10 protein-coding genes are annotated in these 12606 nt (G+C 63.5%); 4 read left to right on the forward strand and 6 right to left on the reverse strand.

Features of this window, described 5'->3' with window-relative positions; all coding sequences use genetic code 11:
• Positions 1 to 9: 9 nt before the first annotated feature.
• From J2857_RS29105 to J2857_RS29115, 3 genes are all read left to right on the forward strand, one after another.
• A complete protein-coding gene (locus J2857_RS29105; protein ID WP_210013547.1) occupies positions 10 to 2037 on the forward strand; it encodes a hydantoinase/oxoprolinase N-terminal domain-containing protein in 2028 nt (675 codons plus the stop codon).
• Positions 2038 to 2139: 102 nt separating this feature from the next.
• A complete protein-coding gene (locus J2857_RS29110) occupies positions 2140 to 3060 on the forward strand; it encodes a LysR family transcriptional regulator (protein WP_210013568.1) in 921 nt (306 codons plus the stop codon).
• Positions 3061 to 3173: 113 nt separating this feature from the next.
• On the forward strand, positions 3174 to 5345 hold the full coding sequence (locus tag J2857_RS29115) for a malate synthase G (protein ID WP_210013548.1): 2172 nt from the start codon (positions 3174 to 3176) through the stop codon (positions 5343 to 5345).
• Positions 5346 to 5519: 174 nt separating this feature from the next.
• On the opposite strand, the gene J2857_RS29120 is transcribed toward J2857_RS29115, so the two are convergent.
• The gene (locus J2857_RS29120; protein ID WP_210013549.1) at positions 5520 to 6191 is read right to left on the reverse strand and encodes a L,D-transpeptidase; all 672 of its coding nucleotides are present in this window, start codon (positions 6189 to 6191) and stop codon (positions 5520 to 5522) included.
• A gap of 179 nt (positions 6192 to 6370) precedes the next feature.
• Between J2857_RS29120 and J2857_RS29125 the strand changes: the two genes are divergently transcribed.
• Positions 6371 to 6859 carry an MmcB family DNA repair protein gene (locus J2857_RS29125; protein ID WP_210013550.1) on the forward strand — a complete coding sequence of 163 codons (489 nt, stop codon included), beginning with the start codon at positions 6371 to 6373 and terminating at the stop codon, positions 6857 to 6859.
• Here the strand turns inward: J2857_RS29125 and J2857_RS29130 are convergent, their stop codons facing one another.
• From J2857_RS29130 to J2857_RS29150, 5 genes are all read right to left on the reverse strand, one after another.
• Entirely contained in the window at positions 6860 to 7435 is a 576-nt protein-coding gene (locus tag J2857_RS29130; protein WP_038591703.1) for an ActR/PrrA/RegA family redox response regulator transcription factor, read from the reverse strand. It lies immediately after the preceding gene.
• A 67-nt stretch (positions 7436 to 7502) separates the two neighbouring features.
• A complete protein-coding gene (locus J2857_RS29135) occupies positions 7503 to 8867 on the reverse strand; it encodes an ActS/PrrB/RegB family redox-sensitive histidine kinase (RefSeq protein WP_210013551.1) in 1365 nt (454 codons plus the stop codon).
• A 36-nt stretch (positions 8868 to 8903) separates the two neighbouring features.
• A complete protein-coding gene (gene hrpB / locus J2857_RS29140) occupies positions 8904 to 11390 on the reverse strand; it encodes an ATP-dependent helicase HrpB (protein ID WP_210013552.1) in 2487 nt (828 codons plus the stop codon).
• Entirely contained in the window at positions 11390 to 12343 is a 954-nt protein-coding gene (locus tag J2857_RS29145) for an ornithine cyclodeaminase family protein (RefSeq protein ID WP_210013553.1), read from the reverse strand. The genes hrpB and J2857_RS29145 overlap by 1 nt, the downstream gene beginning before the upstream one ends.
• Before the next feature lie 67 nt (positions 12344 to 12410).
• On the reverse strand, positions 12411 to 12606 hold a 196-nt coding region (locus J2857_RS29150; protein ID WP_210013554.1), incomplete at its 5' end, for a hypothetical protein.

Consider the following 12606-nt stretch of genomic DNA (forward strand, 5'->3'; position numbering starts at 1 on the left):
GATTTTCGCGTGGCTTTTTCCTCTCTTCCCGGCCCTCTCCTTCTCGGGATTGATACCGGTGGCACCTATACGGATGCCGTGCTGTTCCGGGAGGGCGAAGGCGTCGTCGCCAAGGCGAAATCGCTGACGACGCGGCATGATCTGGCGGTGGGTATTGCTGGTGCCGTCGACGCGGTGCTGGAGAAAAGTGGCGTTTCCGCCGCGGTGATCGGCCTCGTTTCGCTCTCGACCACGCTTGCCACCAACGCGCTGGTCGAGGGGCAGGGCGGTCGTGCGGCCTTGATCATGGTCGGTTTTGTCCCGGAGGATCTCACCCGCGGCGGGTTAGCGGAGGCGCTGGGAAATGATCCGGTGGTCTTCCTGCCGGGAGGCCATGACGTGCATGGCAACGAGACGCCGCTCGACATGGCGGCCTTGGAAACGGCCATGCCCGCGCTCGCTGGAACGGTCTCGTCCTTTGCGGTTGCCGGTTATTTCGCTGTCCGGAATCCGGCTCATGAAATCCGGGTGAGGGACCGTATTCGCGCGCTTTCGCATCTGCCCGTCACCTGCAGCCATGAACTTTCGTCGAAACTCGGCGGTCCTCGCCGTGCCTTGACGACGCTGCTGAATGCCCGGCTGGTGTCGATCATTGACCGGTTGGTGGGTTCCTGCGAGGGCTTCCTGGCCACGCGCGGCATTACGGCGCCGATGATGGTGGTGCGCGGCGATGGTGCCCTGATCTCGGCCGCTGAGGCGCGATTGCGGCCGATCGAAACCATCCTCTCCGGTCCTGCGGCGAGCCTCGTTGGCGCGCATTTCCTGACCGGGCTCGACCAGGCGGTGGTGTCCGATATTGGCGGCACCACCACGGATGTCGCGGTTCTCGATGGCGGGCGGCCAAAACTGGCGGAAGAAGGCGCCGTTGTCGGCGGCCACCGCACGATGGTGGAGGCCGTGGCGCTGCGCACCTACGGGCTCGGCGGCGATTCCGAGGTCCATATCGACGACCGCGGCCTCGAAACCCGTCTCACGCTCGGTCCGCGCCGGCTTCTGCCGCTGAGCCTTGCGGCGGTGGCGCATGGGGAGATCATTTTGTCGATGCTGGAAGGGCAGCTGCGCGCCGGCCATGCCGGACGGCATGACGGCCGCTTTGCGGTGCGAACCGGCGTGCCGGATGTCATGGCCCATGGCCTGCAGCCGCCGGAGCAGGCGCTTTTTGCCCGCATCTCTAGCGTGCCGGTTTCGCTCAACAAGCTCCTGACGATGAATTCGCAAAGGGCGGTTCTCGACCGACTGGTCGGAAGAGGGCTGGTGCATCTCTGCGGCATCACTCCTTCCGATGCGCTGCACGTGCTCGGCCGCCAGAGCCAATGGCGCTGGGAGGCTGCGAGGCTTGGACTGGAGCTCGCCGCCCGGCGCAAGGACGGCGCGGGGCGCGAGATCGCCGCTTCCCCGGAAGACCTAGCTCAGAAGATCGTGAGCCGGCTGACGCGCCAGTCGTCCGAGGCCGTGCTCGCCGCCTGTCTCGCCGAAGACGGTGCCGAAGCCATCGATCCCGCGGTTTCGCTGGCCGTCGATCGGGCCCTGAAACGGGTGCCCGGCATCGCCCGGTTTTCCGTTGCGTTGGATCGCCCGCTGATCGGGCTCGGCGCCTCGGCACCCGTCTATTATCCGGCGGTCGCGGATATGCTAGGCGCGCAGTCTGTCATTCCGGCCGATGCCGACGTCGCAAATGCGGTGGGCGCCGTGGTCGGCCAGGTTCGGGCCAGCGTCACCGTTGTCGTCACTTCCCCGGAAGACGGCCGATTTATTGGGTCCGGAGCGGGCGAGCGGATTTCGGTCGTCGGCGAAACGGAAGCGCTGACCATCGCCCGCGAGCGGGCGATCACCGCCGCGCTCGCTCAGGCGAATGCGGATGGCGCCAGGGACGCGATCGTGACGGTCTCGGAAGAACTGGATGCGCCGGAAATCGAAGGCGCCCGCAAATTCGTCGAGGCCCGGATCACCGCCGTTGCTGTCGGTCGGCCGAGGATCGCCGTTTTCCAGGCGGCGTAACCAGCCCGTGTTCCTCGACGCGCGGTTCGGGCCACCTTTAAGGACTGTTCAAAAGGGCGTAAACAGGCTGGGATTTATTCCAACTGGGAAAAAATTACAGTGATCACCAATCTTGCCGATCTGGAAATCTTCGTCAAAGTGGCGGCCAGCGGCAGCATGTCGATGGCGGCAAAAAGCCTTGGCATTTCCCCGGCGGTGGTTTCGAAGCGTATCAAGCGGCTGGAGGAGCAGCTGGGGACCCGCCTCCTGCAGCGCACCACCCGCCAGGTAGGGATGACCGATGCCGGCAAGGGCTTTTACGACAAGATCGCCAATGTCCTGATTGGGATCGAGGATGCCGCGCAATTCGTCTCCGGCCGATCGACCGAGATCGCCGGCAACCTTCGCATCTCAGCGCCGACCTCTTTCGGGCGAATGCACATCGCGCCTCATCTGCCGGCATTCATGCAGGCAAACCCGCATCTGTCCATAGACCTGATCCTTTCGGACGAGTTCACGGATATCATCGCCCAGGGTTTCGACGTGGCGATCCGCATATCGGAATTGAAGGATTCGAGCCTTGTCGCCCGCAAGCTCGTTCAGGTCCGCCGCATCCTCTGTGCCTCGCCCTCCTATGTCGAACGGCATGGTGCGCCGACCAGCATCGAGGAACTGGCGACTCATCATTGCTTGACGGCCCATAATGGCGAACCCTGGAGGCTCGAAGGGCCTAAAGGCCCACTGGTCTACCGACCGGCTGGAAGACTGAACACCAATTCGAGCGAGGTCATCCGCGAAGCGGTGATCGCCGGGCTCGGTATTGCCTTGCGATCGACGTGGGATATCGGCAACGAGCTCAAGGACGGGCGCTTGGTGAGTGTAATGCCCGGATACGAGGGCTCCAAGAATGTCTCGGTCTCCGCGGTCTATCCGAGCCGACAACATCTTCCCTCCAAGGTCCGGGTGTTCATTGAATATCTGGCAGAACTCTATGGGCCGACACCTTATTGGGAGCGGCATTCCCCTGATCCGGGCCGGAAATAGCTGCTCACTGCCGAGATTATTTCCGCTACGGCATAAGTCATTCAATATTCGTGCAATTGCAATTTTGCTCGCTAACAAAGACAGTCGGCGACGTGAAAAATTCGGAGGAACCGATGGCTCGTATCGAAAAAAATGGTCTCGCAATCGACGAAAAGCTCCACGACTTCCTGGTGAAGGAAGCGCTGCCGGCGACCGGTGTCGATGCCGACCGGTTCTTCTCCGAGTTTTCGAAGATCGTCCATGACCTCGCGCCGAAAAACCGCGATCTGCTCGCCAAGCGCGACGCCTTCCAGGCAAAGCTCGACGACTGGTATCGCAGGAACGGTGCGCCGAGCGGTCTGGCGGTCTATGAAGCCTTCCTGCGCGACATCGGTTACCTGTTGCCGGAAGGTCCGGATTTCACGGTATCGACCGATAGGGTCGATCCGGAAATCGCTGCGATCGCCGGGCCGCAATTGGTCGTACCCGTCATGAATGCTCGCTATGCGCTGAATGCCGCCAATGCGCGCTGGGGTTCGCTTTACGATGCACTTTACGGCACCGACGCCATTCCGGAAACCGACGGCGCCGAAAAGGGCAAGGGCTACAATCCGGTCCGCGGCGCTAGGGTCATTGCCTGGGCGCGCGACTTCCTCGACCAGTCGGTGCCGCTTTCCGGTGCAAGCTGGACCGACGTCACCTCCTTTGTCGTCGCGGGTGGCAAGCTGACGGCTGCAGCCCAGGACGGCAAGACGGTCGATCTCGCCGATCCGGCCCAGTTTGCCGGCTTTCTCGGCGAGCCGGCGCAGCCGACCCACCTGCTACTGAAGAAGAACGGCCTGCATATCGAAATCCTGATCGACGCGACGACGGCGATCGGCAAGAACGATCCGGCCCATATTTCGGATGTCTGGCTGGAATCGGCGATCACCGCGATCATGGACTGCGAGGATTCGATCGCAGCCGTTGATGCCGAGGACAAGGTCGTCGTCTACCGCAACTGGCTCGGCCTGATGAACGGCGACCTCCAGGAAGAGGTTTCGAAGGACGGCAGGTCGTTCATCCGCAAGCTCAACCCGGATACAGTTTTCACGGCGCCTGCCGGCGGCGACGTCACGGTCAGGCGCCGCTCGCTGATGCTGATCCGCAATGTCGGCCACCTGATGACCAATCCGGCGGTGCTGGACAACGAGGGTCGGGAAGTGCCGGAAGGCATCATGGATGCGATGGTGACGGCGCTGATTGCCATCCACGACATCGGCCCGAACGGCCGCCGCCAGAATTCCCATGCCGGCTCCATGTATGTGGTGAAGCCGAAGATGCACGGGCCGGAAGAAGTCGCCTTCGCCTGCGAAATCTTCAGCCGTGTCGAACAGGCGCTCGGCCTGCCGACCAACTCCATGAAGATGGGTATCATGGACGAGGAGCGTCGCACCACGATCAACCTCAAGGCCTGCATCCGTGAGGCGCGCGAGCGTGTCGTGTTCATTAATACCGGCTTCCTCGACCGCACCGGCGACGAGATCCACACCTCCATGGAAGCCGGCCCGATGATCCGCAAGGGCGACATGAAGCAGGCGGCCTGGATTGCGGCCTACGAAAACTGGAACGTCGATATCGGCCTCGAATGCGGCCTGTCGGGCCATGCGCAGATCGGCAAGGGCATGTGGGCCATGCCGGACATGATGGCGGCGATGCTGGACCAGAAGATCGCCCATCCGAAGGCCGGCGCCAACACAGCCTGGGTTCCGTCGCCGACGGCGGCCACGCTGCACGCCACCCACTATCACAAGGTCGACGTTGCCGCCGTACAGGCCGGCCTGAAGAGCCGCACCCGCGCAAAACTGTCGGATATCCTCTCGGTGCCGGTCGCCGTGCGGCCGAACTGGACGCCGGAGGAGATCCAGCGCGAGCTCGACAACAACGCGCAGGGTATCCTCGGTTACGTCGTCCGCTGGATCGACCAGGGCGTCGGCTGCTCCAAGGTGCCGGACATCAACAATGTCGGCCTGATGGAAGACCGCGCGACCTTGCGCATCTCCGCCCAGCACATGGCGAACTGGCTTTATCACAAGCTCACCAGCGAAGAGCAGATCGTCGAGACGATGAAGCGCATGGCGGGCGTCGTCGACGGCCAGAATGCCGGCGATCCGCTCTACGTGCCGATGGCCAAGGATTTCGACGGTTCCGTCGCCTTCCAGGCGGCGCTCGATCTGGTCCTGAAGGGCCGCGAGCAGCCGAACGGTTATACCGAGCCGGTGCTGCATCGCCGCCGCCTGGAACTGAAAGCCAAGCTCGCGGGCTGATTATCGCAATTCAGCGTCTGGCTGGCTGAGGTTCCGCTTTCGAGAATGGCCCGTCTAACCACTCCTCGCCATGCTCGGGCTTGTCCCGAGCATCTGCCATGAGCTCTTGATAAAATAAAAGGCCGCCGGAGAGTTCTCCAGGCGGCCTTTTCGTATTCCCGTCGAATTTCGCGATTATTGGATCACGACGACCTTGGTTTCGCGGCCCGGACGGACGCGGCTGTAGAGGTCGATGACGTCCTGGTTGATCAGGCGGATGCAGCCCGACGAAGCGGCGGTGCCGATCGAGTTCCATTCCGGCGTGCCGTGCAGGCGGAAGAGCGTATCCTGGCCCTTTTCGTTGAAGAGGTACATGGCGCGCGCACCGAGCGGGTTGTTGAGGCCGGGGCCCATGCCGTCTTCGACGTATTTGGCAACGTCGGGACGACGACCTGCCATTTCCTTCGGCGGATGCCAGGTCGGCCATTCCTGTTTCCAGGCGACGTAAGCCGTGCCGGACCAGGCAAAACCCTGCTTGCCGACGCCGATGCCGTAGCGCATGGCCTTGCCGTTCGGCAGGATGTAGTAAAGATGGCGCTCGCGCGTGTTGACGACGATCGTGCCCGGCTTTTCGCTGGTCTGATAGCTGACGATCTGGCGGACGTACTGCTTGTCCACCTTGTTGATCGGGATCGCCGGAAGCGTATAGCCGGCGTCTCTCACCGAGCCATAGGAGTCGGCGAAGATCTGTTCGGTGTAGGAAGTCGTGGCGACCTGGGTGCCGCCGCCGGGAACCGTGGAGGCGCAACCGGCCAAGGCAGCAGTTGCCAACAAGCCGAGTGCGAGCATGCTAGTGCGAAAGCGCATGGAGATCTCTTGGATAAACGAATCGATTTAGACGGGTGTCTGGCCCACCTTTGATGACGGGTTATTTTCGATTACACTACGCTTGGCAAGCGCTGCAGTGCATCAAAACGGAGCCGGCGCATGATTGAAAAAGGCCATGGCGTTTTTGCAACATCATGGAAGCGGTTTTTCGGGATTCTATGACTATACTCAACCTCGCCAGTAATAATCCATTAATAGATGGCCGCCAGTCGGCTCGCGCCATGCTGGTGCGCAAGGGCGTCCAGATCCTGCTGCACGACATGCGGCATGCGATATTGCCGGAACTCGTGCTGTCGAGCGGAAGGCGCGCCGACCTGGTGACCATTTCGGAAAAGGGCGAGATCTGGATCGTCGAGATCAAGACCTCGATCGAGGATTTTCGCGTCGACCGCAAATGGCCGGAATATCGCTACTATTGCGATCGCCTGTTTTTCGCCACGCACAAGGATGTGCCGCTCGACATCTTCCCGGAGGATTGCGGCCTCTTCCTCTCGGACGGTTATGGCGGGCATCTGCTGCGCGACGCGCCGGAACACAGGTTGCCGCCCGCCACCCGCAAGGCGATGACGCTGAACTTCTCGCGTGCCGCCGCCCAGCGCCTGATGCTGGCGGAATGGGCGACCGGCAAGAGTTTCGACGAACTGTGACTATTTCGGCGCGCGCTTGGCGAGGATGCGCTGAAGCGTGCGGCGATGCATGTTGAGCCGGCGGGCCGTCTCGGACACGTTGCGTTCGCACATCTCGTAGACCCGCTGGATATGTTCCCAGCGCACGCGATCCGCAGACATCGGGTTTTCCGGCACGTCCGCCCGCTCGCCCGGCCGCTGCGTCAGAGCGCCGAATATGTCGTCGGCATCGGCGGGCTTGGCGAGATAGTCAAGCGCACCGAGCTTCACGGCCGTGACCGCGGTGGCAATATTGCCGTAGCCGGTCAGCACGATCACCTTGGTATCCTCGCGGCTCTGGCGGATCGCCTCGATCACATCAAGCCCGTTGCCGTCGCCGAGGCGCAGGTCCACCACCGCATATTTCGGCGGCCGGGCCTTCGTCTTGGCGATGCCTTCCGCGACGGACTCCGCCGTGTCGACCAGGAAGCCGCGGGTTTCCATCGCGCGGGCCAGCCGCCGCAGGAACGGGCCGTCGTCATCGACGATCAGCAGCGACGGGTCGGGCCCCAGTTCGGGGTCGGCATGAACCTTGGTCGGTTCCGGGTGTGTTTCCATCTCTTTTTTCTCCGCGGGTTTTAAAAGGCCCGCTTGCCTTCTCATTATCATCGGCCGGCCAACCGGCTCACTTCAAGTCCTGCGCTTCCATCACCGAGCGCGGCCATTCAATATGAATGCGGGCGCCCGGTTCGCCGCTGTCGCGGTTGCCGAAGCGGATCGAGGCGCCGGACCGTTCGAGCAGCGTCTTGGCGATGAAAAGGCCAAGGCCAAGTCCACCGGCCCGTTCGTCTTCCCGGGGTCTCTTCGTCATATAGGGTTCGCCGATCCGCGAAAGAATATCCGGCGCGTAACCCTGGCCGTCGTCCTCGATGGTGATCGCCACCCGATCGGCATTGTGCTCCACCGTGACGATCACCTTGCTCCTGGCGTAATCGACCGCGTTTTCGATCAGGTTGCCGAGCCCATATATAATGCCGGCATTGCGGTTGCCGACCGGTTCGTTGGTTCGGTCGTTCTTCTCGATGAGTTCGATCTCGATGCCGAATTGTCGATGCGGCGCCACCACCTCTTCCACCAGGGAGGAAAGCGGCAGCCGGCGCATATGTTCCTCGCTTTCCGCGGAAAGCGAGGTGAGCCGGCGAAGAATGTCGCGGCAGCGCTCGCTCTGGCTTCGCAGCAGCAGCACATCCTCGCGGAATCGATCGTCGGGACCGAGCTCGCGCTCCATCTCCTTGGCGACGACGCTGATGGTTGCAAGCGGGGTGCCCAGCTCATGGGCGGCGGCGGCGGCCAGCCCGTCGAGCTGCGAAAGATGTTTTTCCCGCTCCAGCACCAGTTCGGTCGCCGCCAGCGCATCGGCGAGCAGCGTCGCCTCGTGGCTGACGCGATAGGCATAGAAGGCCGCAAACATCATCATCGAGGCGATCGAACACCAGACGCCGAGCTGCATGACTGGCTGGATCCGGAGTGGTTCGCCTTCGTACCAGGGCACCGCGTAGGGCGAAAAGGCAAGTACCGTGGTGCAGGTCAGTGCAAAAACGATCAGGACAAGCGAATGGCGCAACGGCTGAGAAGCGAAGGCGATGATGACCGGAACGCAGATCAGTGGCGCAAAGGGATTGGCAAGGCCGCCGGTGATGAACAGCAGCGCGGCCATCTGCAAGAGGTCGAAACCGAGCAGCGCCAGCGCCGATTTCGGGCCAAGCCGGTGGGTCGGCGGAAACCAGGCCGACAGCACAAGATTTGCGACCGCAAGCGCGCCAACCAGAATGGCTGCTTCCTGAAGAGGCAACGGAAACTGCAACAGCAGCCCGACGATGACCACGGTGATCGTCTGACCGGCGACCGCGAGCCAGCGCAGCCGCACCAGCGTCTGAAGCCGGATCCGCCGGCTGGAGGGGCCGAATTGCGCAAAACGCACTGAAGGACTGTCTACGCTCACCGTCTGCTCTTTACCCTGCCTTACCCAAGTGACCCGAGCCGCCTTCATAAACCGGCCCGGCTTCAGGTCGCAGGCGGCATTCTGTCACGTCCCGCGCGGTTTGGCACGTGTCGTCGGAAGAGCTCCGGCCGGGTCCTCCGGCCAGGGATGTTTGGGATAGCGGCCGCGCATTTCGGCCCGCACATCCTTCCATGAACCGGCCCAGAAACCGGGCAAGTCCCGTGTCGTCTGGATCGGCCGATGCGCCGGCGAGTTGAGCTCGAGCAGCAGCGGCAGCTTTCCGCCGGCAATCGCCGGATGTTTCTTCAGCCCGAACAGTTCCTGCACCCGGATCGCCAGGACCGGCTCCTCCCCGTCGTAGCGGATCGGATGCCGCTCGCCCGTCGGCGCCTCGAAATGCGTCGGCGCGAGCTTGTTGAGATCCTGGGAAACCTCGTGCGGGATGAGCGATCGCAGCCCTTCCGAAAGACTGCCGGGATGGATGGAATCGATGCCCGATGCACTGCCCTGGAACGGAACGAACCAGTCGTCGAGCCGCGCGAGCAACGCCTCGTCGCTCATATCCGGCCAGGGTGCGCCGATCGACCGGTTCAGGAAGCCGATCCGGTCGCGCAATTGCGCGCCTTCCTTGGAGAACGGCAGGACCTGAAGCCCTAGTTCCCGCACGCCATCCGCAAGCGCCTGCGCCGCCCGTTCGCCGCTCGGCCGGGGCAGCGGCCTTTCCTCGAAGATGATGGCGCCGAGCCGCGTCACCTTGCGGGCCCGCACCTGCCGGCTCGCCCGGTCGAAGAAACATTCGTCGCTCTCGCGAATCGCGCCGGAAAGCTCCGCTTCCACATCCGCGCGGCTGATTTCCGCGGCAGCGAGAATGCGTGCCTGCGCCGCCCGCCCGGTGAGGTCGGCGATGACCAGCATCTGCGCTGCCGCCAGCCGCTCGGTCTCCTGCAATTCCGCGCCGCGCCCGTTCGCCATCACGAACCGCCCGCGCCCGCCGCGCTGGAGCGCGATCCGGTCCGGATAGGCATGCAGAAGCAGGCGCCCTGCCGGGACGGTCCCGGTCGATTGCGATCTCTTCGGCAGGTTCGACGCGATCCTGTCTGCAAGCTTCCTTGCAGCGTCGGCCCTGTCACCGCGCTCATTGCGGAACCGCCGCAGCCGCTCGTCGAGATCGATGTCGCTGCCACCGAGCCCCTGCTCGGTCAGGAGCACCGCAAGCAGGCTTGCCTGCCTGCCGAAACCCTCTTCCGCCGCCGAGATCGCCATGGCCGACAACCTGGGCGGAAGCGCCAGTTCCCGCATCAGCCGGCCCTTTTCCGTCAGCGCGCCCTGGGGATCGAGTGCGTCGAGCTGGCCCAGCAGCCCCTTTGCCTCGTTGAAGGCCGGCCCGGGAGGCGGATCGAGAAAGGCAAGCCCCTTCGGGTCCTGGACGCCCCAATGGGCCAGATCGAGAACCAGGCCGGAAAGGTCGCTCGCAAGAATCTGCGGCGGCGTGAACGCCTGCAGCGCTGCCGTCTGACCCGGATGCCAGAGGCGCATCGCGATGCCCGGCTCGGTACGACCGGCACGGCCCGCCCGCTGATCGGCCGAGGCGCGGGAAACCCGCACCGTCTCCAGCCGGGTGATCCCGGTCGAGGGCTCGAACACCGGCAGGCGCTGTTGCCCGCTGTCGATGACGATCCTCACTCCATCTATGGTGATCGAGGTTTCGGCGATCGACGTGGCCAGCACGATCTTGCGCTGACCCGCAGGCGCCGGCCGGATCGCCAGGTCCTGTTCCTTCTGGGAAAGATTGCCGTAGAGCGGCACCACCACGGTCTCCGGCCCGAATCGGCCCGCTAGCCGCTCGGCAGTGCGCAGGATTTCCGCCTGGCCCGGCAGGAAAGCGAGGATCGAACCGGTGTCGTTCGAATGCGCCTCGACGATCGCCCGCGTCATCGCATCTTCGATCCGCTCGTTTGGTGCCCGGTCGCGATGCTGGATATCGATCGGGAATGTCCGGCCTTCGCTCTTGATGACCGGCGGCTCGCCGAGCAGTCCCGCGACGCGCTCCACATCCAATGTCGCCGACATGACGAGGATCCTCACGTCGTCGCGCAGTGCCGACTGCACATCGAGCGCCAGCGCCAGACCGAAATCCGCGTCGAGCGACCGCTCGTGGAACTCGTCGAAGATCACTGCCGAGACGCCGTCCAGCTCCGGATCGTCAAGAATCATCCGGGCGAAAACGCCCTCGGTCACCACTTCGATACGGGTCTTCGCCGAGACCTTGTTGTCGAGCCGCATCCGGTAACCGACCCTCTCGCCCACCTGCTCACCGAGCAGCGACGCCATGCGGGACGCGGCTGCGCGGGCCGCTAGCCGCCGCGGTTCGAGCAGGATGATCTTTCCGGTGCACCACGCCTGGTCGAGCAGCGCGAGCGGCACAAGCGTCGTCTTGCCGGCGCCCGGCGGCGCGGAAAGCACGGCGCGCGTGCCATCGGCGAGCGCCTGCATGATATCGCCGAGAACCTCGGTGACGGGAAGCCTTGGCAGGTTCTTCGTGATCGGACCTGCCTCATGCGCTGAGGCCATCAATGCGAAACCTGTCCGCTGACATGACGATAGGCGAGGATCGCTCCGGCAAGATCCTCGAGCGCTGCGCCCACCGACTTGAAGAGCGTGATCTCGTCCGCGCTCGTGCGGCCGGGATGTTTGCCATGCGCGAGCTCGGCGAGTTCCGCCTTGATCCCCTCCTTCGACAGCGCGCCGCTTGCAAGCGGCAGAACGATGTCGCCTCCTTCCTTCATGGCGCCGGCGCGCGTATCGACGAAGACAGACGCGCGCCGCACCGCCTCGTCGTCGCTCTCGCGCATGCTCGGCTTGAAGGCGCCGACGAGGTCCAGATGCGCGCCCGGCTTCAGCCATTCGCCGCGGATCAGCGGTTCGCTCGACAGCGTCGCGCAGGAAATGATGTCCGCCTGTCCGGCCGCGAGGGCGAGGTCTTCGACCGCCACCGCATCGAGCCCGAGTGTTCTTGCCTCGCGCGCAGTCTCTTCGGCCTTCTCTATATTGCGCCCCCAGACGCGGAAATGCTTGAGCGGCCGTGTGATCGCATGGGCCTGCATCAGGTTGAGCGAAAGCCGGCCGGTTCCGACCATCAGCATGGCCTGCGCATCCTCGCGAGCAAGGTATCGGGCGGCGAGCGCCGAGGTCGCGGCGGTACGCCGCGCGGTCAGTTCTCCGCCCTCGACGATCGCCAGCATCTCGCCGGTCTTGCCCGACGACAGAAGATAGCTGCCGAAGATCGTGGAAAGCGACCGCAGATGATTGTCCGGAAACAGGTTGAGGATCTTGACGCCGATATGGTCGCCCGGCACCCAGGCGGGCATCAGCAGCATGACCGCATTTGCCTCACCCGGCACCTCCATCTCATGATGATGGCGGACCGGCATGACGCACGCGCTCCTGAACATCACTTCAATCGCCGCGATGAGTTCCGCAAAGGGCAGCGCATCCCTGGTCTGCGCTTCATTCAATACCAGCATGTCACACTCCAGCCACCAGAAACTGCTTTCACCCTAACAAGGGGAAATCTCCGCGTAAAATCGGTTTTTATCGGCGTTTACGCTGCCCCTTCGTTAATCGCTGCTCATTTTCTGGTCGGAAACTGGCTGTTTTCGGCGGGTCACGAGAAAAATGACAGTTTTTTGAAAATCCCTGTTGACTTGAAAGAGGGGTTCCTTCTATAACCCGCTCACTGAACGAGGGCGGCGGCGCTGCTGGCGACGACGACTTTCGTTCTTCAGAA

It is taken from the genome of Neorhizobium galegae, from assembly GCF_017877055.1.
Classification (GTDB): domain Bacteria; phylum Pseudomonadota; class Alphaproteobacteria; order Rhizobiales; family Rhizobiaceae; genus Neorhizobium; species Neorhizobium galegae_D.